This window comes from Terrabacter sp. FW104-15G4B, assembly GCF_058790095.1.
Window position 1 is genome coordinate 23,102 of sequence record NZ_JBYTCI010000027.1, and the last position, 23,263, is coordinate 46,364.

Here is a 23,263-nt window from a genome sequence, read left to right on the forward strand (position 1 = left end):
CGGTGACGGCTGAGACCGACCAGCAGCGCACGGGCCTGCATCCGGAGACGGACGCAGCGCCCCTGCCGGCGCGTCCGGACGCGACCGGGCCGGACGGCATACGTCCACTCGAGGGCACACCTTCGCCGGTTCCTGCGGAGCGGCACTCGCGGTACCGGGGAGGGCTGGCCCGGCCACTCGGCATCGGCGTGGTCACGCTCTGGCTCAGCGTCATCGTTCTGCTGCCGCTCGCCGCCCTGACCGTCGCGGCCTTCGACGACGGCCTGGCGGGCTTCTGGAAGGCGGTGACCGCGCCGACGGCCCTCGCCGCGCTCGGGGTCACCGTCCTCGTGTCGGCGCTCGTGGCCGTCGCCAACGCGGTGCTCGGCACCCTCGTCGCCTGGGTGCTCGTGCGCGACGAGTTCCCGGGCAAGCGCGTCGTCAACGCCCTCATCGACCTGCCGTTCGCGCTGCCGACGATCGTGGCGAGCATCGTGCTGCTCGCGCTCTACGGGCCGAACAGCCCCATCGGGATCGAGCTCAACGCCACCAAGTGGGGTCTGGTCGTGGCGCTGCTCTTCGTCACGCTGCCGTTCGTCGTGCGGTCGGTGCAGCCGGTGCTCATCGAGGCCGACCGCGAGGTGGAGGAGGCTGCCGCCTCGCTCGGCGCCTCGGGCTGGACGACCTTCCGCCGCATCGTGCTGCCGACCCTCGCGCCGGCGATCCTCGGCGGCACCGGGCTCGCCTTTGCGCGCGCGATCGGCGAGTACGGCTCGGTCGTGCTCATCGGTGGCAACATCCCCCGCGAGACGCAGGTGGCCTCGCAGTACATCCAGCAGCAGATCGAGATCGACCGGCCGCAGGCTGCCGCCGCCGTGTCGGTGGCGCTGCTGGCCATCGCGTTCGTCACGCTCTTCGTGCTCCGCGTCGTGTCGAGCCGGGCCCAGCGACGCGAGGAGCGTGACGCATGAGGGTCTCCCGCGCCACGCGACTGTCGCTGCGCGTCGTCGCGCTCGGCTACCTCTTCGTCCTGGTCGCCGTCCCCATCGGGGTGATCCTCTGGCGCACGTTCGAGCCGGGGCTCTCCGAGTTCGTCGCGTCGATCTCGACCCCGGCCGCCCGGTCAGCGCTCAACCTGTCGCTGCTTCTCGTGGCGATCACCGTGCCGGTCAACGTCGTCTTCGGCGTCGCGACAGCGCTCGCGCTGGTGCGGGGGCGCTTCCGCGGCCGAGGTCTCCTGCAGGCGGTGGTCGACCTGCCGTTCGCGGTGTCGCCGATCGTCGTCGGTGTCGCCCTGATCATGCTGTGGGGCGTCAACGGCTGGTTCGGCGGGCTGGACCGGGCCGGCGTCCAGGTGATCTTCGGCATCCCCGGCATGGTGCTGGCCACGATCTTCGTGACGCTTCCGTTCGTCGTGCGCGAGGTGGAGCCGGTGCTGCACGAGATCGGCCAGGACCAGGAGCAGGCCGCCGCCACGCTCGGGGCCGACCGTTGGCAGACGTTCTGGCGGATCACCCTGCCCGCCATCCGGTGGGGCCTGACGTACGGCGTCGTGCTCACCGTCGCCCGGGCGCTGGGCGAGTTCGGCGCGGTGATCATGGTCAGCTCCGGCTTCCCGGGGGTCTCGCAGACCCTGACGCTGCTCGTGCACTCGCGCTACATCGACGACCACAACACCTACGGGGCGTATGCCGCCGCCACTTTGCTCATGGGCATCGCGCTCGTCGTGCTGCTGCTCATGACCGTGCTCGACCGCAAGAGGAGCGACCGATGATCACCGTGACCAGCGCCCGGAAGGGCTACGGCTCCTTCACCGCCCTCGACGACGTCAGCCTGGACATCCCCAGCGGCTCGCTGACCGCGCTGCTCGGGCCGAGCGGGTCCGGCAAGTCGACGCTGCTGCGCTCGATCGCCGGGCTGGAGGGTCTCGACTCCGGCACGGTGACGATCGGCGGCCGCGACGTGACGAACGTGCCGCCGCAGCGGCGCGGCATCGGCTTCGTGTTCCAGCACTACGCCGCGTTCAAGCACCTGACCGTCCGCGACAACGTCGCCTTCGGGCTGACCATCCGCAAGCGTCCCAAGGCCGAGACCCGCCGCAAGGTCGACGAGCTGCTCGAGATCGTCGGCCTCGACGGCTTCCAGCACCGCTACCCGGCGCAGCTGTCCGGTGGCCAGCGCCAGCGGATGGCCCTGGCCCGGGCGCTCGCGGTCGACCCGGAGGTGCTGCTGCTCGACGAGCCGTTCGGGGCCCTCGACGCCAAGGTGCGCACGGACCTGCGGCAGTGGCTGCGGCGCCTGCACGACGAGGTCCACGTGACGACGGTGCTCGTGACGCACGACCAGGAGGAGGCTCTCGACGTCGCGGACCGGATCGCGGTGCTCAACCGCGGCCGCATCGAGCAGGTCGGCGACCCGGTCACGCTCTATGAGCGCCCGGCCAACGACTTCGTGATGGGCTTCCTCGGCTCCGTCGCCCACCTCGGCGGCCAGCTGGTCCGGCCGCACGACATCGCGCTCGAGCGCGACCGCGCCACAGCCCTCGCGCTCGACGCCAAGGTGGCCGGCTCCCCCGGTGTCATCGAGGCGGTCGTTGAGCGGGTGGTGCCGCTCGGCTTCGAGGTGCGCGTCGACCTGCGCGCCGACTCCGGCGAGCGCTTCGCCGCGCAGGTGACGCGGCGCGACGCGGCCCAGCTGCAGCTGCTCGAGGGCGAGAGAGTCCACGCACGTGCGGTCGCTCGTTCCAGCGTGGTCGACGTCGACCCGGCGCTGGCGATCTGACCCGACATGTCCAGTTCCGGGGAGCCAAGGTGAGACAGAACGCGCTTCGCCCGACGCGACGGCATACCGTAGGCGGTGAAGCCCCTCCCGCTGCCGAGCGGCGGGGTGGGTGGCTCGGGTTCACCGAGTGAACTGAGGCGGCGAGGGGACGACACCTCGCCGCCTCAGTCCTCACCCCGTCCAGTCGAGTGGGCACTTCCCCCCGCCAGTGCCGCGTGCTCACGGGGTGGGTACGGCAGACTGCACGCGTGGACATCTCGGCACGGGTCGACTACGCGGTACGCGCGATGCTCATCCTCGCCGAGGCCGACGCGGACAGCTCCGGCCCGATCAGCATCGACACGCTGTCGACGCGCCAGGAGCTGCCGCGCAAGTTCCTCGAGGCGATCTTCGCGGACCTGCGGCGCGCCGAGCTCGTGCTGAGCCGGCGGGGAGCCCGCGGAGGCTACGTGCTCGGCCGGCCGCGCGGCGAGATCAGTGTCGGTGACGTCTTCAGGGCGGTGGACGGGCCCCTGGCCGAGGTGCGAGGCCTGCGCCCGCACGAGACGGAGTACCAGGGGGTCGCCACCCACCTCCCCAGCCTGTGGGTCGCGGTGCGCGCGAGCCTTCGCGAAGTGCTCGACGAGACGTCGCTCGAGGACCTGCGCACGGGAGACCTCCCCGACCGCGTACGCCAGCTGCTCACCACCCCCGACGCGTGGCAGAACCGCTGACGGACCATTTCAGGCCCAGACGCGAGGCTGGCCAATGCGCTGCTCAGCGGGCAGGGCCGGCTCGTGCGGCTGCCGTGGCGGGCGCCGGCCAGAGCGCGACGTCGGCCGCCACCCGCACGTCGACGTCTGCCCCTGAGACCGAGCAGCTCTGCAGCACAGCGCTGTTGGCCCGGATGACCTGTCCAGCGACGGCGCACGCGCGCGCCGCCGGCGCACCGTCCTGCAGGGCCGACGCGCCGGCCAGCGAGCCGAGGTCGGCAGCGAGACGGGCGCGGTGGCTGGCCACGACGGCGGAGGCGACGACGAGGCCACCGACCGTCAGGGCAAGCACGACCCCGACCAGGGACAGCACCATCACCGTCGCCGCGCCGCGCTCGTCGAGGCGGAGACGGCAGGTCGATGGTGGCTGCGATGACGCGGTCATGACACTGTCATGACGCTGACTCGACGGGCGTCACCGCTGACGCCGTGAGCTCCCAGCCCGGAAGGGCGCCCCATCCCCCGGTACGGGCGGAGACCGTGACGCGCACTTGCCCGCCGGCGCCGACGACCTGGACGCTGGCACCGGCGGGCGCGGCCTCGGCGGCGAGCGCCCGCACCTCGGTCTCGTCGTCCCCGCGCGCCGCTGCCCGGCTGGCGAGCCTGGCAGCGTCGACGCAGCGGATCTGATCGACGGCGGCGTTGACCGCCACGAGGCAGAAGGCGAGGACGAGGACGACGGACGGGATGGCGACGGCGAGCTCGGCCGTCACCATCCCGCGCTCCCGCACCGGCGTGGGCCGGGGGCGACGTGGTGTCACCCCGCGATCCCCAGCGCACTCTGGACGATCCCGGCGAGGGCGCTGCGCACGGCGTCGGACTTGACGACGCCGAGCAGGACCAGCGCGAACGTGCAGGCCGCCATGATGCCGACGGCGTACTCGGCGGTGGTCATCCCGGCATCGCTGGGTCGCGCTCGGAATCGGCGAATCAGTCTGTGGGTCATGGGTTCTCCTTTCATCGTCCGGGCTGGTGCCCGGGACATTCGTGGTCCCCGTGGTCGGGTCGCGTGGTCGAGGCGTGTGGTCGACGCGTGTGGTCGAGGGGACGGGGAACGGCGCGGTCGGCAGCTCGCGCGGGGCTGCGGCGGACGTTCAGGCGTGGAGGAGGTCACCGGCCAGGGCGATGACGAGCGGCGCGACCGTGGTCAGGCAGAAGGCGGGCAAGAGCACGAGACCGAGCGGCGCGACGAGCTTGACGCCGACCTTGGCCGCGGAGATCTCGAGCCGCTCCAGCTCGGTGCGCCGGAGGTCGTCGGAGGCGGCGAGCAGCATCGGTCCCGGCGGGACGCCGGCCTGGTGAGCGATGGCGACGGCGCGTGCGGCCGGAGTCCAGGTAGGACCTACGGATGTCCAAGCCTCGGCCTCGGTCGCTCCCCACCGGAGCGCGGCGGCGACCTGCCGCAGGTCGGCCGCTGCCGGGTCACCGAGACCCGCGGCCACTGCCTCGAGGACGTCCCAGGTCGGCAGGCCGGATCGGTAGGCGAGAGCGAGCAGCGCCAGAGCCGAGGACACCTCGGCGTCGACGGCGTGCCTCTGGTCATCCTGCCGCCCGCTTGGTCGAAGCGCCGGCACCGGACCGGTTGGCGCCTCCGGAGGACCGCTGGCTTCCTGCCTGGGGTCGGTGGGGCCGTCGAGCAGGACGAGCACGGCCAAGGAGGCGAGGACTGCGGCCGAAACGGCAGCGCCGGCTCCTTCCCCGAGCACGACTGGGACGACCGAGGTGGTCACGACCGCACCGCCGCTCGCACCATCCGGGTGCACCACGTCCGGCCGGCCCAGACCAGTCCGAGGCCGAGCGTGACGCTCACGGTCGCGATCGACGAGCCGAAGTAGAGCGTGCCCGGATCGATGCCGCACGCGAGGCCGAACAACGGCCCCGTCAACGGAAGCAGAGTCAGCACGCTGACAGTCGCACGCGGGCCGGCGACCGCGACCGCCACCTTGCCACGGCGCGCTCGCGCGTCGAGCAGCCCGCGCACGGCTCGGTCCACCGCCGAGGCGAGCGGAGCGCCCGTCGTCTCGGACAGGCGCCAAGCCGCCGCGACGAAGGCGAGCTCGGCCGAGGCGCTGCGCTCCGCCCAATCAGTCCACACTGGTGAGGCGGGCACGGCTCGGTCGCTCGCGTCGAGAAGGGCACCGACGAGGCGGTCGATGTGGGCTCCCTGACGCACCGCCCCGCCGGGCCCGTCCGCGCGTCGGCCCGCGCGTCGGCCCGGGCGCAACCGTCGCGGGCGTGATGGCGGTGACGCCTCTCCAGACCGGCCCCCGCTCCTCCGGCGCGGCGCCTCCCGGCTGAGGCGCACGCGTTCGGCCCCGAGGGTCGTCGTGGCCGCCAGCTCGATCGCGCGGCTCGGGGTGAGACCGGCCTCGAGAGCCGGACCGATGCCGCGCAGCAGGTCGAGGACGTCGTCGACCAGCTCGCCGGGCCGCCGTCGCAGCCGCCAGCGGCGATAAAGCTCGACGGGGTCCTGGTGCCAGAGGCTCGGACCCTCGTGGCCTGCGCCTGGGCTGCTTCCCGGCGCAGCGGACCTACGCACGCGGGGGCCCAGCACGGAGGGCGGCAGGCGGCGCGGCCACACCAGGACCGCGAGGCCCATGAGCAGCGCCGCGCCGAGGCCCACCGCAGAAGCGCTCATGACGCCTGCGCCATCGTCGGCAAAGCCACGGCGTCGGTCTCGAGACCGAGCCGGGCCGCGAGAGCCGGCCAGCCGGCAACGACGCGGGGCTGGTGGCCGGGGCCGTCCCACTCGAGCGCCGGGACCACGCATGGCACGCCTTCTCGGCGGAAGAGCGCCGCGATGGAGGCCACCCGGCGCACGCCGCGGTCGCGGGCCACGTGGACGACGAGGTCGATGGCGGCCGAGAGCTGTGCCCGCACCGCCTCGGGCCCCATCCCTGCGAGCGCGCCCAGGGCCTCGAAGCGGGCCAGCACATCGGCGGGGGCGTTGGCGTGGACCGTGCCACACCCTCCCTCATGGCCGGTGTTGAGGGCGGCCAGCAGCTCGCGCACCTCCGCTCCACGAACCTCGCCGACGACGATCCGGTCGGGTCGCATTCGCAAGGCCTGGCGTACGAGGGTCGTCAGCGTGACCTCGCCGGCGCCCTCCACGTTGGCCGGTCGCGCCTCGAGCCGGACGAGGTGCGGGTGGTCGACGCTCAGCTCACGAACGTCCTCGACGACGAGCAGGCGGTCGACGGGGTCGATGCAGCCCAGGAGTGCGGCCAGGAGCGTGGTCTTGCCCGCGCCGGTGCCTCCCGACACGACGAAGGCGAGTCGACGGGCGACAACGGCGCGTAGGACCGGCTCCAACTCCCCCGGCAGCATGCCTCGCTGACAGAGCTCGTCGAGCGAGACCGGCTCCTGGGGTGGGACGCGGATCGTGATGTGCGGCCCTCCCTCGACGAGCGGCGGCAGCATGGCGTGCAACCGGGCGCCCGACGGCAGTTGGCCGTCGACCCACGGGCTGGCCTCGTCGAGCCGCCTTCCTGCGATCCCGGCCAGCCGGACGGCCAGGCCGCGGGCGTCGTCGGGCTCGAGGCGCTCGCCGACCCACTCCATGCCGTGGCCTCGGTCGACCCAGACCCGCCCGTCGCCGTTGACGGCCACGTCGGTGACCCCAGGCTCGGCGAGCCAGCGGTCGAGGGGACCGGCACCCAGGACGCGTGCGGCGAGTGCCGAGCGGGTCTCGGCGACGCGGTGGGCGCCGAGGGCACCTCGCTCCTGGGTGGCCACCTCTGCGACGGCCTCCCCGTCGGGCCCCACCCCTTCGCGCACCCGCTGCCACATCGCCGGCGTCAGCGTCATCGCCGCCACCCCCGCCTATGGGGCGTCGGCGCGATCACGCGGCCACCGCCTGGTCGGTCAGGCGCAGGAGCAGCTCGTCGGCGGCGCGCACGACCTCGCCCCGACCGCGCGCCCCCGGCGGCACCCCCTCGGCGACCTCGCCGGCGAGGCGGCGGTCGTCGCCCACCGTTGCAACGAGCGGCACGTCGAGCTCGTCCATGACGAGGTCCTCGAGGTCCGGCTCGACCCGGCTGCCGCGGAGCACGACCCACGGCTCGATGGGCAGCAGCGGCTGCGCCTCCCACGGGCGGCCCGCGTCGCGGAGCCTCGAGAGCAGGCTCCGTATCCCGGGCACGACGACGGATGCGGCGGCGAGCTGTGTCACCTGCGATCCCGCCACGACGACGACCGCGTCGACGAGCAACGCGACCGCGGACAGCACGGCCGTGTCACGCGGGAGGTCGAGGACAGTCAGCGCGTGCGCGTCGGCAAGCCCCGCGACGACGTCCGGCACCGTGTCGAGCCACTCCTGGACGGCTGCGCCGTCGGGCCGCGGGTCCCAGCCCGCTCCCCCTCCCGACAGGACGGGAACCCCGCACGAGACCGGCAGCTCGTGGGCGAGCCCCAGGCCGTCGACGACGCCTGCGACGTCGATGAGCTCCGGCCACCGCCATCCCGGCTGCTGCTCGAGCCCGAAGAGCACGTCGAGGCAGCCGGAGGTGTGGTCGAGGTCGACGGCAGTGACGGAGCGGCCTGCTGCGGCGGCGCGAACGGCCACGGCGGCGGCGAGCGTGGAGGAGCCGAGACCACCGGAGGTGGGCACGAAGGCGATGACGTTTCCCATGCGCCAACCGTCACGCAGCCGCCGGTCCCGGCCCAGCGGCATACGTCCACCGGTGGACAGCCGGGGCCAGCGGCGAAGGGGTGTGGACAACGCCGGAAACGGGGCCGGAAAGAGCGGCGGCCTCCGTCCGGGGGAAGACGGAGGCCACCTCACGAGACTGGCACCGGGGGGGAGGAGCCAGATCGCGTCGGTGCTCTACCCGCGAGGGGAGCACCGTCTGCAATCGTGGACGCTGAGGTCGGCGATTGCAAACTGAGGAGTCACGACACGCTGTGACTTATGCGCTTTTGTGAGCACCCTGAACGGGCGAAGGCCCCCCGGCCGCGGGCCGGAGGGCCTTCAGAGAAGTTCCGTGCTACCAAGCGTGCATTTCTCGTAGTGTCGCCCCGGTTGTGCGCCCGGGGGTGGACGGTTCCAAGTGAACTGCTCTCGCGTGGGTACTCGGCCTCTTCTCGAGACTTTCTGTCCTGCGTGGGATCCGGTTCTACGCCTCCCGGCGATGTGGTTCCTGACTCCGTTCTACTCCCTCCGACCCGTCCGGCAACACCCCCCATCCCCCGGTGAGGACGAGAAAGTGTCCACGGACGTGGACAGGCTGCACATTTCGCCTCCACCACGCCGGGCTGCGACGGGCGACCCTCAGCTGAGGCGGCCGGCCCTGACCGCGTCGCTGATCCGCTCGCCCTCGGCCGCGCCGCGAACCATGGCCTCCCCGGCCTGGCCCAGCCACAGGCCGACGCCGGCTGAACCCCCGTGGACGTATGCCGTGAGCGCGCCGAGATACGCCGGGCCGCCGTTCGCGACGTGGCCGGCTTCCGGGACGGCGACCCCGGTGGGGTCGAGTCCGAGGGCCTGGACCAGCGCGCGCTCCATCGCCCGCGCGACCAGCCCGTTGCCGTGGACGAAGGGTCGGACGGCGGCGATCTCCGCGTGGACGAGGGCCGCCACGACGGCAGCGGGGACGCGGTTGCTGCCCGCTGCCGCGACGATGACCTCGGAGATGGAGGCGAGGCGCGCGGCGACGACGGTGGGCGCGGGCGCCGGCCCGAGGTCGACGAGCTCGACGCAGCCCTCCTGCCCGACCCGCGGCCGTCCGAGCGCATCGGGCTCGCCCTCGCCCCCCGCAGCTGCGCTGGTGACGTCGACGAGGAGCGCGGCCGCCGCAACATGCAGCCGGGCGAGGGCCTGGAGCGGGGCGGTGCGCACGAGCGACACGACGCGCTCGCTCTCCGCCGTAGCGGCGATGGCTCCCTTGAGGGTGCGCAGTCCGGGGTCGAGCTCTTCGGGCCAGTCGCGCGCCCCGCTCATCAGCTCGCGGACGAGCTCGACGGGGAACTCGGCGCCGTCGAGGGCCGCGCTCGCCCGTGCCCCCCGCACCCGGGACTCGGCGGACGCCTCGGGGATGCGCCGGCGCAACGCCTCGTGGAAGCGCAGTCTCGTGCAGGCCTCCCGAGCGGCGGCGGCGCGCTCCCGCACGTCGGGAAGGTCGGTGAGCGCCGAGAGCTGCTCGAGCAGCGCCGTGCGTGCAGCCTGCGCCGGCTCCCGGCGCTCCGTCGGCTGGGGCGTCTGCGGGCTGGGGCGGCTCGGGGTCGGTTGTGGCACGCCCTTCAGCCTAGATCTCTGTGAAGGCGAGCCCGGCCTGTCACGATGAGACCGTGGCCACTTCGGAGGTCCTCGACTGGCTGCTCGACGGCGACGTCGCCGTCGCCTACCTCGCCACGCGCGATCTCCTCGGCCATGAGGACCCGCACCTGCAGCGCCGGATCGCCACGGAGGGCGTCGGAGCGGCCCTGCTGGCGGGGCGCGGCGCCGACGGCCACTGGGGGCGCGGCTTCTACTCGCCGAAGTGGACCTCGAGCCACTACACCCTCCTGCAGCTGCGCGAGATCGGCTTCCCGCCGACGAACGCCGCCGCCAGGGAGACCGTCAGGGCGATCCTGACGACGGAGAGGGCCGATGACGGCGGGCTCAGTCCCTCGTCGCGGGGCAGGCCGAGCGACGCCTGCGTCAACGGCATGGCCCTGGGCTACGCCTGCTGGTTCTGGGCCGACCCCGGAGGCCTGCGCCCGATCGTCGACTTCCTGCTGGGCGAGCGGGTCGTGGACGGCGGCTTCAACTGCGAGCGCAACCGCCCGGGGGCCGAGGTCCGCCACTCCTCCGTGCACACGACGGTGTGCGTCATCGAGGGCATCACCACCTACCTGCGCTCGGGCTACACCTACCGCCGTGAGGAGCTCGAGGACGCCAGGGCCACCTCGGTGGAGTTCCTGCTGCGGCACCGGCTCTACCGGAGCGAGCGGACAGGCGAGCCCATCAACCCCGAGTTCACCCGCCTCCACCACCCCGCGCGGTGGCACTTCGACATCCTCCGCGGCCTGGATGCGCTTGCGGTCGCTGGAGTTTCGCAGGACGAGCGCATGGATGACGCGCTGGCTCTCCTACGCGGCCGCGGTCGCGAGGATGGGCGCTGGAGCCCCAACCGCCCCTACCCCGGCGTGACCCATGTCCCCAACGAGCGAGCCGGGCAGCCGAGCCGGTGGGTCACTCTCGTCGCCGAGCGGGTGCTGCTCGCGTATCCTGACTGACGTGAGTTCGACCGTCGCACCGATCCGCGCGTGGTGGCTGCCCAGCTGAGGCGGCCACCTTGACGAACCCGATTCCGAGCCGCCCACGGGCGGCTCTTCGCGTCTGCGGACGCCGGTCACTCGTGGGCCCCGAACCCAGGAGCAGACATGACCCAGACCACCACCAACCCCGCCCTGCACAGCGACGAGAGCACGACGTTTGCCGTCGCCCGCGACCGCAGCGCCGTCCTCGACGCACTCATCGACGACCACGCGCGGGAGAATCCCTCGCGCTTCCGGATGCTCACCGGCGACCGACCCACCGGCCCGCTGCACATCGGCCACTACCTCGCGAGCCTGCGCAACCGGGTCCGTTTGCAGGACAAGGGCGTCGAGACGTTCGTCGTCATCGCGGACTACCAGGTGATCACCGACCGCGACTCGGTGGGCGCCATGGGCGCGAACGTCCACGGGCTCGTCCTCGACTATCTCGCCGCCGGTCTCGACCCGGCGCGCACCACGACCTTCACCCACAGCGCCGTGCCGGCCCTGAACCAGCTGATGCTGCCGTTCCTGTCGCTCGTCACCGAGGCCGAGCTACGCCGCAACCCGACGGTGAAGGACGAGCTGGCCCTGTCGGGCGGGCGCCCGCTGTCCGGTCTGCTGCTCACCTATCCGGTGCACCAGGCGGCGGACATCCTCTTCTGCCACAGCCGGATCGTCCCGGTCGGGCGCGACCAGCTGCCCCACCTCGAGCAGACGAGAGCGATCGCGCGCCGCTTCAACAGCCGGTATGCCGGGGGGCAGAGTGTGTTCGCCGAGCCCGAGGCCCTGCTCAGCGAGGTGCCACTCCTGCTCGGCACGGACGGCACGAAGATGAGCAAGAGCAAGGGCAACGTCGTCAACCTGCGCGACACGGCGGACGAGACGGCGGCTCGCATCCGCGCCGCGCGCACGGACTCCGAGCGGCGGATCACCTTCGACCCCAAGGGCCGTCCCGCCGTGGCGAACCTGCTCACCATCGCCGGGCTCTTCCTCGATGAGTCGCCGCAGAGCGTGGCAGAGCGGGTCGGCGACGGCGGTGCACGGGCCCTCAAGGACGTCGTCACGGACGCGGTCAACGGCTCGCTCGCCGGGCACCGGGCGCGCCGGGCCGAGCTCGCCCGCGACCCGGCATACGTCATCTCCGTCCTGCACGAGGGCAACGCCCGCGCCAACGAGGTGGCCGAGCGGACCCTTGCCACCGTCCGTGCGGTGATGGGGATGAGCTACTGAGCCGCGGTAGCAAGCCGACCTGTTTCGCGGGACACTTGAAGCGCGAACTAGCCTGCAATTGAGTTGTACGGCAGGGCGGACTGCACCAGGCCGGCACAGCGCACCATCGTCGATGCGAAAGGGTGACACCGTGAGCGAAGAGCCGCTCGAGAACCTCGTCCACGAGGGACTGACCTTCCCACCGCCGCCCCAGTTCGCCGCGGAGGCGAACGGCACGGCGGACCTCTACGACAGGGCGGCCGCGGATCAGGAGGCCTTCTGGGCCGAGCAGGCCCGGACCTACCTCACGTGGAGCACGCCCTTCACGCAGTCGCTCGACTGGAGCAACCCGCCGTTCGCGAAGTGGTTCGCCGACGGCGAGCTCAACGCGTGCGTCAACGCCGTCGACCGCCACGTCGAGGCCGGTCGCGGTGACACGGTCGCGATCCACTTCGTCGGTGAGCCCGAGGGCGACACCCGCGACATCACGTATGCCGACCTGCACGCAGAGGTGCAGCGAGCCGCAAACGCGCTCGCGAAGCTCGGCGTCGGCAAGGGCGACACCGTCGCGATCTACCTGCCGATGATCCCGGAGGCCGCGGTCGCGATGCTCGCGTGCGCCCGGCTCGGTGCGCCGCACTCGGTCGTCTTCGGCGGCTTCTCCGCCGAGGCGCTGCACACGAGGATCAACGACGCGCAGTGCAAGGTGGTCATCACGTCAGACGGCGGCTACCGGCGCGGTGCCCCGGCGGCTCTCAAGCCGGCCGTCGACGCGGCCCTCGACCACGCCGACACGTCGGTCGAGCACGTGCTCGTCGTCCGCCGCACCGGGCAGGACACCGCCTGGAACGACCGTGACGTCTGGTGGCACGAGGCGCTCGAGAAGGCAGCCCCGACGCACGAGGCGCAGCCCTTCGAGGCGGAGCACCCGCTCTTCATCCTCTACACGTCGGGCACGACCGGTAAGCCGAAGGGCATCTTCCACACGACCGGCGGCTACCTGACGCAGTGTGCCTACACGAATGCCGTCGTCCACGACGTGCACCGCGACACCGATGTCTACTGGTGCACCGCCGACATCGGCTGGGTGACGGGCCACTCCTACATCGTCTACGGGCCGCTCACCAACGGCGTCACGCAGGTGATGTACGAGGGCACCCCGGACACTCCGCACCAGGGCCGCTGGTGGGAGATCATCCAGGACTACAAGGTCACGATCCTCTACACCGCCCCCACGGCCGTGCGCACCTTCATGAAGTGGGGCGCCGACATCCCGGCGAAGTTCGACATGAGCTCGCTGCGGCTGCTCGGCTCTGTCGGCGAGCCGATCAACCCGGAGGCGTGGCTCTGGTACCACAAGCACATCGGCGGCGGCCGCGCCCCGATCGTCGACACGTGGTGGCAGACCGAGACCGGCGCGATCATGATCAGCCCGCTGCCCGGCGTGACGACGCTAGAGCCGGGCTCTGCGCAGAGGCCGATCCCCGGCATCAGCGCCGAGATCCTCGACGACGAGGGGCAGCCGTTCACGACGCCCGAGCAGGTCGGCTACCTCGTGCTGACGAAGCCGTGGCCGGCGATGCTGCGCGGCATCTGGGGCGACCCTGAGCGCTACAAGGAGACGTACTGGTCGCGGTTCGGTGAGAAGTACTACTTCGCCGGTGACGGCGCGAAGTACGACGCGGACGGCAACATCTGGTTGCTCGGGCGCGTCGACGACGTCATGAACGTCTCGGGCCACCGCCTCTCGACGGCCGAGATCGAGTCGGCGCTGGTGTCGCACCCGAAGGTCGCCGAGGCGGCGGTCGTGGGCGCCAACGACCCGACGACCGGCCAGGCGGTCTGCGCCTTCGTCATCCTCCGCCAGGAGTTCGTCGAGGAGGCCGACGAGCCGGGTGAGGGCAAGGACCTCGTCCAGGAGCTGCGCAACCACGTGGCCAGGGAGATCGGCCCCATCGCGAAGCCCCGCTCGATCATGATCGTGAGCGAGCTGCCCAAGACCCGCTCGGGCAAGATCATGCGCCGGCTGCTGCGTGACGTCGCCGAGGGCCGCGAGGTCGGCGACGTGACGACCCTCGCCGACAGCTCGGTCATGGACCTCATCAAGACGGGCATGTCGAACGGCTGAGCCGCCTGGTGGGCCTCGACCGCCCGAGCACGTATGCCGCCCGCCTCGCCATTGTGAGGCGGGCGGTGTGCGTGGTGCCCTCGCCCGCCAGGCATCCGTCGGCAGGCATGCCTTGACCCCCGCCGCTGGGCGTCGGGGAGTGGGGCGGGGCCGTTACAGGTGCCAGGTGACGCCGAAGGCGGTGACGGTGGCGGTCAGGCCGCGTTGGTGCACGACGGTGTGGTGGCGTTCGCAGAGCAGCGCACCGTTGCACAGGTCGGTGGGTCCGCCGTGCAGCCAGTGCACGACGTGGCGACAGAAACTTCCGCAAAGTGTGTGGGTATCTGCGCAGGTCAGGTGGTCGTGCGGAGGACTAGGGCGTGTCTCCCCGTTCGCGTAGCCAGGTGACGATCGCGCCGCACACGACGCCCCCGCGGTAGGTCAGGGCGAGCTTGTCGTAGCGGGTGGCCAGGCAGCGCCACTGCTTGAGGAGGTTGAAGGAGCGCTCGATGACGTTGCGGCCCTTGTACGCGTCGGCGTCGAACCCCGGTGGTCGGCCTCCCTTGGAGCCTTGCGTTTGCGGTTGCCAGTCTGGTCGGACGGTTCGGCGATGACCGCCCTGATGCCGCGCGAGCGAAGGAGCGGGCGGTTGCCGCGGGAGGAGTACGCCTTGTCGCCCAGGACCGCGTCGGGCCGGGTCCGCTGGCGTCCCGGACCCAGGCGCGGCACCTGAATCGCCTGGAGCAGGGCGGGAAACATCGGCGAGTCGTTCGCCTGCCCGGGGCCCAGGAGCAGCACGAGCGGGCGGCCCCTGCCGTCGCACAGGTGGTGAATCTTCGTGCTCAGCCCGCCGCGCGAGCGACCGACCGCGTGGTCAGCCGGCTCGAGCAGCAGATTCTCGTGATTCGACAGAGCCCCTGTGTCCCGCTACCTGAGGCTGCTCGGGTCAGGTTCGTGCCGTGCTGGTGGGCCCGGTTGATCGTCGAGTCGACGCTCAGCGACCAGTCGATCTCCCCCACCGCGTCGGCGTGCACGAGCAGCGTGGTGTGGATCCGGTCCCAGGTGCCGTCCCCCGAGAACCGGCAGTGTCGCTTACACACCGTCTGCCAGGGCCCAAACCGCTCCGGAAGATCCCGCCAGGCGATCCCGGTGCGGAATCGGTACACCACGGCCTCAACGATCGTGCGGTGGTCCCGAAAACGATTGCCGCGCTTGCCATCCGAAGACGGCATCAACGGCTCGATCAGCTTTCACTGGGCATCGGTCAGCACGGTTGAACGCGACATGCATTAACCATCACGGCCGACAACGCCCACATTCTGGAGACACGCCCTAGGTCACCCAACTGCTAGCGAGGTCGAGCCTGTACCGGTACCGGTATCGGGTCGGGGCGGGGGCGCCCGTGGTGCCCCTTGCGCAAGCCCGTCAGCAACGCCCAGTAGCCCGCGTGGGCCCCGCGCGGGCTACTTCCCTGCACCGGAACTCCCTGTTTGTCTTTGGATCAGCCGCAGGCCCTGCGCGTCGGCGTCCCAAGCGCGGCTCGCTCGGAGGCGTTGGGTTATTTATTGCCACTCGCGGCTAGGAAAGCAAATCCGATAAGGATGGCACCGGCAAGCACCGTCAGCGTCGCTCCTATGGCGTAGGCGACCCACCCCCAACGAGTGAACCTTGCAGAACGGGATGGCGCGTCGTCCTGATGAACCACGGCGAGGATGCCGAGGATGGCCGCCGGGATCGCCAGGAAGATGCCGACTACGCTGGAGATACCGGCAACGATGAGCAGGGTCACCGCCGAATTCTTGCGCTGCGTTGTGGCAGTGAGAGCAGGCCCCCTTTGGGAGAGGCCCGCGCCGACCAGTGGGTCGTTGGGGCCTTGGCGCGTGCCGTCAGCGTCAGCGTGCGTCATCCCCTTGCGCCGCCGTCATGGTCGGCCGACACAACCAATTCATCCTCGGCCCGACCAGTGCCGAATGAGGTCTTGCAAAGCCCGCAGGTGAAGAGGCCCCGTCCGCTCGGCGTGTGCAGCCCATGGTGTTCGCACATAGGGCACTCCGCCAGAAGCATCCGAAGCTCATAATTCGCCATGCGAGCAACCTACGGGTTAATCCGGGCCAGAGGGGTGGGTATGCGGAATAGGGGCCCGCCCCGCGTGAGACCCCCCGGTCAAGCCCGCGCCCGCGCCCGCAGGTTTATGTGGGCTCATCGTGACGGTGCGCTACCCTCCCCGTCCTCAAGTCGCGCGCGTGGGTTGCGACACTAGGCGCGCGACCACGGACGCACCACCACAAGACACCCTATCCGCGCGGACTTTTGGGCCGTCGTTCTGCCAGCTCTTCATGCCCCGCTAAGCGCTGGATCTGAGTTCTTCGAGCGCATGCACTACCCACCTCGGCTCGAGGTTCCGGAGTATCAAGAGGGAAACAACGGGTGGCCAGCCACGGTGAAGGACCGTCTGCTGTCGGCGGATTCAGGCCCACTAAATTGGGGTGAGCTTTTCACAACGGGCGATGATGACTCGTGCCGCCGTCTTCCAATCGCTCAGGTGCCGGAGGTTCAACGGGCCTTTGAGACTTGCCAGGCTCGTGCGTGAGGATCTGGAATTCAGAAAGGGCTTCAGCGACTATATACGCATTCTGCCTAGCAGCGTGGCCGCCATCGACCGCAGCACCCCCACGAGGCCGGCGCCATCAGCGCCATCAGCGCCGGCGACGTCGGCCTCGAGGGTGGCTGCTGTGCTCATGTCCCCACGATAGAGTCGACCACCGACAAGGCATGACTAAGTCACACCAGTCACAGGAGTCACATGCCAGCCCCGAGCAAGAGAGCCGAACGAACCAAGGTGCTCTCGGTCCGCCTCACCGACGACGAGTTCGCCGCGCTCACGGCCCGCGCCACAGAGGTCGGCGTCGGCCCCTCCACGCTGGCGCGCACCTTCGTGCGCCAGTCCCTCGCCGGCACGGCCACGAGCCAGACCACCAGCCCGTCACCGTCTCAGACCGCCCGGGAATCGGCCCTGGAAGCCCGGCTGCAGTCCCTGGTCGCCGCCGACCTGGTGGCCCGGGTCGAGGCGCTCGAGAGGCGACTCGCCGACCACTGAGCCGCGCGCACGAGGAAGCGGACGGCATACGCCCTCTCGGGTGACCCGAGCCGACCGACGGAGCGGCGCCGCCCCCGGGGATGAGCGGCGCCGTCCTTCAGCGGCCGTCGAAGACGGCCCTCACTTCTTGGTGATGCGGATCTGCATGGCCTCGATGCGGAGCGCCTGGCCGGTGGTGCCGGCGGTGGCCCCGTTGGACACCCAGCTCATCCAGCCGATGTTCTGCACGTGCACGCGATAGCTGATGTTGTAGCTCGTCGCGAGGTTGCCGGTCAGCTTGAGCTGGATGGCCTCCATCCTCAGCCCACGCCCGACGGTGCCGATGACGGCACCCGGCGCCTGGTAGCCCATCCAGCCGAGGTTCTGCACGTGGGCGTTCCCGACGACCGAGCCGGTCGTCGTCGTGTTGGTGTCGGTGATCTTCAGCGCCTCGAGCCGCAGCATCTTCCCGGTGGTCCCGGCCATCTGGCCGGTCGACAAGGTCGGCTGCCAGCCGATGCTCTGCAGCTGTGCCGCGTAGCGGAGCACGGGGACGTTCGCCCCGTAGGACTGGGCCAGGTAGGCCGCGCGCTGCGCTGCCCACGTCCTGAGCAGGGAGACCTCGGCACTCCAGGTCGTCTTGATGGGCGTGTGCCCACCGTTGAACGCGATGACCGACGTCTTGCCGAGGATGTTCGGCCACACGACGAAGTTGTGGGCGGCCGACTGGGCGATCTGCGCCTGGTAGCCGTCGATCTTCGAGGGCACGGCGTTGACGAGGGGCTTGAGCGTCTCGTACGTCGAGCTCGCCTGCGCCGCGAAGGCCTGGTTGCGGAACAGCTGCGTCCACCAGTCGAACTGGCCGTTGCCGGTGATGGTCTTGAGCTCGTTCTTGACGTAGTCCTCGGTGGGGTTGCCGCCACGGTTCGTGCTCGCGTAGTTGCCGAGCGAGATGTCGTAGTCCCAGACCGGTCCAGCGTGGAGCTTGTCGGTCGGGCCGTCCTTGTAGAAGTAGACGCTGGAGGAGGAGACGTCGGGGTTCTCGACGAACTCCGAGATGAAGTAGTACTTGACGAAGGAGTCGACGTCGATGAGGGCGCTGATCTTGGCCCAGTCCGGACTGTTCGCGTAGAGCAGTCCCTCGATGGTGTTGAGGGTGCTCTGGACGTCGTTCCAGCCCGCCTGGGTGTCGGTGTCGAGCACGACTCCAGGATCGTTCTTGAAGCCGACGTAGGAGTCCTTCAGCACGAAGATCGACCTGCTCTTGGCCGTCGTGAAGTGGAAAGGCTCGCTGGAGCCGTAGTGGTTGTCCATCTCGACGAGCACACCCTGCGGGCTGGTGAGCGCCACATGGCTGTCCGGCTTGGTCGCGTCGTACTTCGTGACCGTGACCTTGTCGGTGAGCAGGTAGCTGCCGAGGTCCTTGCCGCCGACGACGAGGTCGACGAAACGCGACTCGGGGGTGGCGTACATGCCGAACTGGGCGGCGAGGTCGAGCGTTGCCTTGTTGCGCATCAATGAGGCATCGGCGCGGTTGGCGATGAGAATCCACGTCTTGCCCGGAAGCATGCCGAGCAGGGCGGTCTTCTTGTCGAACTTCAGCTGGTACGACTTCTTGTCGAGCGTCCAGGTGAAGTTGCCATGACCCTTGATGGTCGGGCAGCCGACACCGTCGGGTGCGGCGTCGGTCGGGAGCGTCGTGCACGCGACCGTCGTCGTGGTGGCGCCGTCAGCGACATCGACCTGGCTGGCGACCGGAATGTCCTTGTGCGTGTTGACGTAGCTCAGGTCGTCCTTCGCGGGCAGGTCTGTCAGCGTCACATAGACGGTCGGGAGGTTCGTGATCGTCTGAGGTGGCGTGGGCACGACCGCGGATGCAGCGACGGTGGGTGCCACCAAGGCCAAGGCCCCGAAGAGCGAGAGGCTCGCAATTCGTAGGTTTCTCATAGCAAGAGAATGCAGGGCCGCATTGCGCCGGAATGCATTTTCACAATTGTCCGTGATAATATTGCGATCGCTATTCACGATATGCCTATTTATATGGAGACAATCCCTCCCTGGCTGTGCACTATTCCTGACGCCGGCTTTCAATCAGGGGGCGGACCCGAGCCGGCGATTCGCCAAGAACCTGTGTGTCCTGGCTCACAGCGGGAGCAGAGGGCGGTCCGGAATGTCTGCGTCCGAGTGATAGTTAGTTGAACCGTGAAGCAACTTCGTATCGTCGTATCCAGCACCCGTCCCGGCCGCATCGGCCCCAAGGTCGCCGAGTGGGTCGCCGCCCAGGCGCCCTCGAGCGAGTGGGAGGTCGAGCTGCTCGACCTGTCGTCGCTGCCGTTCTTCGACGAGGAGGACATGCCGCGCAACGGCAACTACGCGAAGGCGCACACGAAGGACTGGGCCTCCAAGGTCTTCGAGTCCGACGCCATCGTGGTCGTGACGCCGCAGTACAACCGCAGCTTCCCCGCCCCGATCAAGAACGCGATCGACTACCTCTTCGCCGAGTGGGACGCCAAGCCCATCGCCCTGGTCGGCTACGGCTGGGGCGGCGCGAGCGACGCGACCGCCGACCTGACGAAGGTCTTCGGCCACGTCAAGGCCGACGTCGTCGGCTCGACCGGCCTGGTCTTCACCCAGGACCTCACCCCCGCCGGTGAGGTCGAGGTCACCGACGAGCGCCGCGCCGAGCTGGGCGCGCTCCTCGAGGCGCTGACCACCAAGGTCGACGAGCCCGTCGGCGCCACCGCCTGACCGCACGCCACCACCTCGCAGCGGGGGCCGCCCACCTGGGCGGCCCCCGTCGTCGTCCACCGATGGCGTATGCCGTCACTCCGCCACCCCGGTTCACGGGGTCGTCGCGCGTCGGCTCAGGCCCCCGGCTTCGGCGCGCGCCGGATGTCGGCGAGCACGTAGGCCGCCGGCCCCCGCCCGGATAGGGAGAGGCCCCAGGCCTGGTCGGCCTGGGGCCTCCCCCGTGCACGTGGTGCCTCGACCCTAGGTCGGGCGCCGTCCCGCGTTACGGGTCAGGCGACGCAGCCACCGAGAGCGATGGTGCCGTCGATCGCCTTGATCTTTTCCTGCACGGCACCGAGCTGGGCCTGCAGGCTCTTCACGGCCGCTGTCTGGGTGGCGATGGCGTCCTTGTTCGTCTTCTTCTGCGCCTCCAGGCCGCGAAGCACCGCCTGAGCGTCAGTGACCTGCTTGTCGAGCGCCGTCAGCTGGCCCTGGAGCGTGGCGAGCTGGGCCTCCGTGGCCGAGATGTCGGCGTTGAGCTGGTTCAGCTGGTCCAGCAGCGGAGCCACCCGGGTCTGCAGGGCAAGCACCTCGGCCTCGGCCGCCGCGATCTGGCCGTTGAGCCCGGTCAGCTGGGCGACCAGCGTGTCCATCTGGCTGTTCAGCGTGCCGATCTCGCCCTGCTTGCCGGCCACCGCGGCGTTCGCGATGGCAACGGCCCCCTCCAGGGCCGGCAGCTCACCCTGAAGGGCGGCGATCTCCGTGTCCTTGCCCGCAACTGCCGTGTTGGCCGCCTCGAGCGCCCCCTGAGCCTTCGCCAGGTCGGCCTTGAGACCGTCGAGCACGGCCCTCTCGTCGTCGATCTTCTGCTGAGCGGCCTCGACGCCCTCGGTCAGACCGGGAAGCGCAGCCTCGAGGTCGGCGACGACTTTCTCCTGTGCCGCGACCTTGTCGTTCGCAGCCTTGGCCGCGTCCTGAAGCGCCGGGACCTGTCCCTTCAACGTGACGAGCTCGCCCTGCTTGGTCGAGACTGCCTGGTCCGCGGTGGCCACCGCAGCCGTCAGAGCGGGGAGCTGACCCTGGAGGGCCGCGATGTCACCCTGCTTCGTGACCACGGCCGCCCTGGCTGCGTCAAGCGTCGCCTGTAGCGGAGCGGCCTGCTGCTGCAGGGCGCTGCTCTGGTTCTGCTTGGCGACCAGTTGCGCGTTCAGGTCGGCGACCTGCTGCTGCAGCTTGGACAGGTCCCCGTTCAGTCCGGCGATCACGGTGTTCTTGTCGGCGATCTGCGCGTTGACCGTCGCCAGCTCGCCCTGCTTCGAGGTCCGCAGATCCTCGAGTGCTCGCTTGTCCTTGCCGTTGCTGGTCGCCGGGAAGGCGGAGATCTGCGTGGTCAGGTCGGCAATCTGGCGCTCGAGGCTGGTCTTCGTTGCCTCGAGGGTCGTGAGCCCGCTCTGTGCCGTGGCGAGGGCGGCCTGCTTGGCGGTGATCTGCGCGTTGACCGAGGAGATCTGCGACTGCAGCCCGCTGATCTGCGTGGTGAGGGTGGCGATGGCGCCCCCATTAGCGGCCACCGCGTCGGACGCAGCCGTCTCCGCCGCCTTCAGCGTCGTCAGGTCCGCGTGCGCCTTGCTGATCTCCGCGTTCTTCGCGGTGACCGCGTCGGCGGCGGTCTTGGCGGTCGCCTGTAGCGAGACCAGGTCAGCCTCAGCCTTGGTGATCTGCGCCTGCTTCGCGGAGACCGCGTCCGCCGCAGCCTTGGCGTCGGACTGCAGGGATGCCAAGGTCGTCTTGGCGTCTGACACCTTCGCCTGTTGGGCGTCCAGCTCGGCCTGGGCAGCCGTGCCGCTGTCCACCAGCGCCTGCAGGGTCGTCTCCGCGTCCGTGACTGCCTGCGTTGCCGTGTCGACCGCCGCCGACGCGGACTGCGCGGCCTTCCTGAGCGTCGCCAGCTCGTCCTGCGCGGCACTGATCTCGCCGTGCTTCGCAGTGAGAGCCTCAGCGGCTGAGGCAGCAGTTGTTTGCAGCGCCTCGAGCTCGCTGCTCGCCCTGGTGATGTTCGCCTTCTTGGCGTCGATCTGCGCCTGGACGGTGTCGGCCTGCTCGGCGAGATCAGCCGACTTCGCCTGCGCGGCGGCCAGCTGGTCCTGGAGCGGCGTGAGCTGGGACTGGAGGTCGCTCTTCTTGGCCGCGAGCTCGGCGATCGCCTTCTGCGCGTCCGCGATCTGGCTGGCCGTGGTGGCCTGCTGCGCGGTGACGAGATCCAAGGTGGCGTTGGCCGTGGTGAGGTTGGCATCGAGCACGGCGCCCTGCGCGTCGAGTTCGGCGAGCTGCTTCGTGATCTGGTCGACCTGACCCTGGAGGTCGGTGCGCTGCGCCTCGAGGGCCAAGCGCTCCTTGGTGAGGGACGCGATCACGTCGGCGTTCTTCTTCGCGGCGGCCTTCAGGAGGTTCTCCTGCACGGAGCCGCGGTGCGCGAGCTGGTTGACGACTCCGTTGCAGACACCTCCGGTCGCCCCCGTCGAGGTGGCCGTGGTCGCGGCGTACACCGGGCTGCCGGCGAAGATGATGCTGGCCAGGGCGGCCGGGACCACCAGCGCCTTGACGGCGCGACGGGCGATCGTGGTCGGCTGCTTGGTGCTGTACGAAGAAGCGGTGAACGTGTGACTCGACATCTCTGCCTGGTGCCTTCCCTGATGGCAAGCCCCTGATGAGCCGGCCCCCACCAGAGACACTAGGGACGGTAAAGACCCGGTAAGACCGTTTTGGTGTTCATTGTGTTGAACGTGCCGTTCAAGACCCTGAACGGTGCTCCAGCCGATGCGTGGAGCCACGCATCGGCTGGAGCGACGCGACCGCCGACCTGACGAAGGTGGTCGGCCACGTCAAGGCCGACGTCGTCGGCTCGACCACTGCGGGCGCGTCCCCCTGGGTGCGCCCGCACTGCATCCCCCGAAAGGGACCATTCCGGCGCCCTTCGGTGTCACCCTCTCCAGAGACACAGGGGGGACATGAGGAACGCGGGTCCACGACGGTCCACGCCGGCACGGATGCTGAGGGCGTATGCCGTGTGCCTGGCGGTCGCGCTCCTCGCCGGGTGCGGCACCAGATCATCCGGGGGATGGGTCCTCCGGTCGGTGGGCAAGACCACGACGGGCATGCTCACGAGAGAGCAGCTGATCGCCATCGTCAACGACGCCCGTGTCACCCAGCTCGACAAGGCAACCGGCACCCCGAACTGCGCCGCGAACCACGACAGCATGTCGGTCGGCTACGCCTGGACCTTGGGCCGCGCCACGGGGAGTGCCTCGTCGTGCAAGCACCCCATCGACCCGAGCGACTCGCTCGTCGTCGGGCTCCACCGCGTGTCCGACACCATCCCGCGCTGACGGC

At 70.4% G+C, this 23,263-nt stretch carries 22 protein-coding genes and 2 pseudogenes; 11 read left to right on the top strand and 13 right to left on the bottom strand.

What is annotated here, in order from left to right:
• Positions 1–2 precede the first annotated feature (2 nt).
• The 5 genes and pseudogenes from cysT (at position 3) to AC3WRT_RS17090 (ending at position 3,473) form a co-directional block, all read left to right on the top strand.
• On the top strand, positions 3–950 hold the full coding sequence (cysT, locus tag AC3WRT_RS17070; protein ID WP_492724041.1) for a sulfate ABC transporter permease subunit CysT: 948 nt from the start codon (positions 3–5) through the stop codon (positions 948–950).
• The gene (cysW, locus tag AC3WRT_RS17075) at positions 947–1,753 is read left to right on the top strand and encodes a sulfate ABC transporter permease subunit CysW (protein WP_492724043.1); all 807 of its coding nucleotides are present in this window, start codon (positions 947–949) and stop codon (positions 1,751–1,753) included. Before cysT ends, cysW begins: the two co-directional genes overlap by 4 nt.
• Positions 1,750–2,400: pseudogene (locus AC3WRT_RS17080) on the top strand (sulfate/molybdate ABC transporter ATP-binding protein); the annotation flags it as partial. The gene cysW and the pseudogene AC3WRT_RS17080, both read left to right, overlap by 4 nt.
• A gap of 33 nt (positions 2,401–2,433) precedes the next feature.
• Positions 2,434–2,760 (top strand): TOBE-like domain-containing protein, encoded by a 327-nt coding sequence (locus AC3WRT_RS17085; protein WP_492724084.1) that lies wholly within the window; start codon positions 2,434–2,436, stop codon positions 2,758–2,760.
• Positions 2,761–3,008: 248 nt separating this feature from the next.
• Complete coding sequence (locus AC3WRT_RS17090; protein WP_492724045.1) at positions 3,009–3,473, top strand: RrF2 family transcriptional regulator; 465 nt, start codon at positions 3,009–3,011, stop codon at positions 3,471–3,473.
• A 43-nt stretch (positions 3,474–3,516) separates the two neighbouring features.
• Here the strand turns inward: AC3WRT_RS17090 and AC3WRT_RS17095 are convergent, their stop codons facing one another.
• From AC3WRT_RS17095 to AC3WRT_RS17130, 8 genes are all read right to left on the bottom strand, one after another.
• Positions 3,517–3,897, bottom strand: a complete 381-nt coding sequence (locus AC3WRT_RS17095) for an Rv3654c family TadE-like protein (protein ID WP_492724047.1) — start codon at positions 3,895–3,897, stop codon at positions 3,517–3,519.
• Positions 3,898–3,904: 7 nt separating this feature from the next.
• Positions 3,905–4,273, bottom strand: coding sequence for a TadE family type IV pilus minor pilin (locus AC3WRT_RS17100; RefSeq protein ID WP_492724048.1), 369 nt, complete (start codon positions 4,271–4,273; stop codon positions 3,905–3,907).
• Positions 4,270–4,458, bottom strand: coding sequence for a DUF4244 domain-containing protein (locus AC3WRT_RS17105; protein WP_492724049.1), 189 nt, complete (start codon positions 4,456–4,458; stop codon positions 4,270–4,272). Before AC3WRT_RS17105 ends, AC3WRT_RS17100 begins: the two co-directional genes overlap by 4 nt.
• 148 nt (positions 4,459–4,606) lie before the next feature.
• Complete coding sequence (locus AC3WRT_RS17110) at positions 4,607–5,242, bottom strand: type II secretion system F family protein (protein WP_492724051.1); 636 nt, start codon at positions 5,240–5,242, stop codon at positions 4,607–4,609.
• Positions 5,239–6,150 carry a hypothetical protein gene (locus AC3WRT_RS17115; RefSeq protein ID WP_492724053.1) on the bottom strand — a complete coding sequence of 304 codons (912 nt, stop codon included), beginning with the start codon at positions 6,148–6,150 and terminating at the stop codon, positions 5,239–5,241. Before AC3WRT_RS17115 ends, AC3WRT_RS17110 begins: the two co-directional genes overlap by 4 nt.
• On the bottom strand, positions 6,147–7,319 hold the full coding sequence (locus AC3WRT_RS17120; protein ID WP_492724055.1) for a TadA family conjugal transfer-associated ATPase: 1,173 nt from the start codon (positions 7,317–7,319) through the stop codon (positions 6,147–6,149). The genes AC3WRT_RS17115 and AC3WRT_RS17120 overlap by 4 nt, the downstream gene beginning before the upstream one ends.
• 34 nt (positions 7,320–7,353) lie before the next feature.
• Positions 7,354–8,142, bottom strand: coding sequence for a CpaE-like family protein (locus AC3WRT_RS17125; protein WP_492724057.1), 789 nt, complete (start codon positions 8,140–8,142; stop codon positions 7,354–7,356).
• A gap of 639 nt (positions 8,143–8,781) precedes the next feature.
• A complete protein-coding gene (locus AC3WRT_RS17130) occupies positions 8,782–9,744 on the bottom strand; it encodes a Fic family protein (protein ID WP_492724059.1) in 963 nt (320 codons plus the stop codon).
• A 53-nt stretch (positions 9,745–9,797) separates the two neighbouring features.
• On the opposite strand from AC3WRT_RS17130, the gene AC3WRT_RS17135 reads away from it, so the two are divergent.
• The 3 genes from AC3WRT_RS17135 to acs all read left to right on the top strand — a co-directional run bounded on the left by AC3WRT_RS17135 (position 9,798) and on the right by acs (position 14,088).
• Positions 9,798–10,727 carry a prenyltransferase/squalene oxidase repeat-containing protein gene (locus tag AC3WRT_RS17135; protein ID WP_492724061.1) on the top strand — a complete coding sequence of 310 codons (930 nt, stop codon included), beginning with the start codon at positions 9,798–9,800 and terminating at the stop codon, positions 10,725–10,727.
• Between the two features lie 147 nt (positions 10,728–10,874).
• Complete coding sequence (gene trpS, locus AC3WRT_RS17140; protein ID WP_492724063.1) at positions 10,875–11,981, top strand: tryptophan--tRNA ligase; 1,107 nt, start codon at positions 10,875–10,877, stop codon at positions 11,979–11,981.
• Positions 11,982–12,093: 112 nt separating this feature from the next.
• Entirely contained in the window at positions 12,094–14,088 is a 1,995-nt protein-coding gene (acs, locus tag AC3WRT_RS17145) for an acetate--CoA ligase (RefSeq protein ID WP_492724065.1), read from the top strand.
• A gap of 153 nt (positions 14,089–14,241) precedes the next feature.
• Here acs and AC3WRT_RS17150 read toward each other — a convergent pair whose 3' ends face one another.
• From AC3WRT_RS17150 to AC3WRT_RS17160, 3 genes and pseudogenes are all read right to left on the bottom strand, one after another.
• Complete coding sequence (locus AC3WRT_RS17150) at positions 14,242–14,373, bottom strand: hypothetical protein (RefSeq protein ID WP_492724067.1); 132 nt, start codon at positions 14,371–14,373, stop codon at positions 14,242–14,244.
• Between the two features lie 67 nt (positions 14,374–14,440).
• Positions 14,441–15,299 (bottom strand): annotated as a pseudogene (locus AC3WRT_RS17155) (IS5 family transposase).
• 326 nt (positions 15,300–15,625) lie between these two features.
• Positions 15,626–15,856, bottom strand: a complete 231-nt coding sequence (locus AC3WRT_RS17160) for a hypothetical protein (RefSeq protein ID WP_492724069.1) — start codon at positions 15,854–15,856, stop codon at positions 15,626–15,628.
• Positions 15,857–16,870: 1,014 nt separating this feature from the next.
• On the opposite strand from AC3WRT_RS17160, the gene AC3WRT_RS17165 reads away from it, so the two are divergent.
• Entirely contained in the window at positions 16,871–17,164 is a 294-nt protein-coding gene (locus AC3WRT_RS17165; protein WP_492724071.1) for a hypothetical protein, read from the top strand.
• Between the two features lie 120 nt (positions 17,165–17,284).
• Here AC3WRT_RS17165 and AC3WRT_RS17170 read toward each other — a convergent pair whose 3' ends face one another.
• Positions 17,285–19,090 (bottom strand): CotH kinase family protein, encoded by a 1,806-nt coding sequence (locus tag AC3WRT_RS17170; RefSeq protein ID WP_492724073.1) that lies wholly within the window; start codon positions 19,088–19,090, stop codon positions 17,285–17,287.
• Between the two features lie 255 nt (positions 19,091–19,345).
• On the opposite strand from AC3WRT_RS17170, the gene AC3WRT_RS17175 reads away from it, so the two are divergent.
• Positions 19,346–19,891: an NADPH-dependent FMN reductase gene (locus tag AC3WRT_RS17175; protein ID WP_492724074.1), complete on the top strand. Its 546-nt coding sequence runs from the start codon at positions 19,346–19,348 to the stop codon at positions 19,889–19,891.
• 272 nt (positions 19,892–20,163) lie between these two features.
• On the opposite strand, the gene AC3WRT_RS17180 is transcribed toward AC3WRT_RS17175, so the two are convergent.
• Positions 20,164–22,545, bottom strand: coding sequence for a coiled-coil domain-containing protein (locus AC3WRT_RS17180; RefSeq protein WP_492724076.1), 2,382 nt, complete (start codon positions 22,543–22,545; stop codon positions 20,164–20,166).
• A 336-nt stretch (positions 22,546–22,881) separates the two neighbouring features.
• Between AC3WRT_RS17180 and AC3WRT_RS17185 the strand changes: the two genes are divergently transcribed.
• Positions 22,882–23,259, top strand: a complete 378-nt coding sequence (locus tag AC3WRT_RS17185) for a hypothetical protein (protein WP_492724078.1) — start codon at positions 22,882–22,884, stop codon at positions 23,257–23,259.
• Positions 23,260–23,263 lie beyond the last annotated feature (4 nt).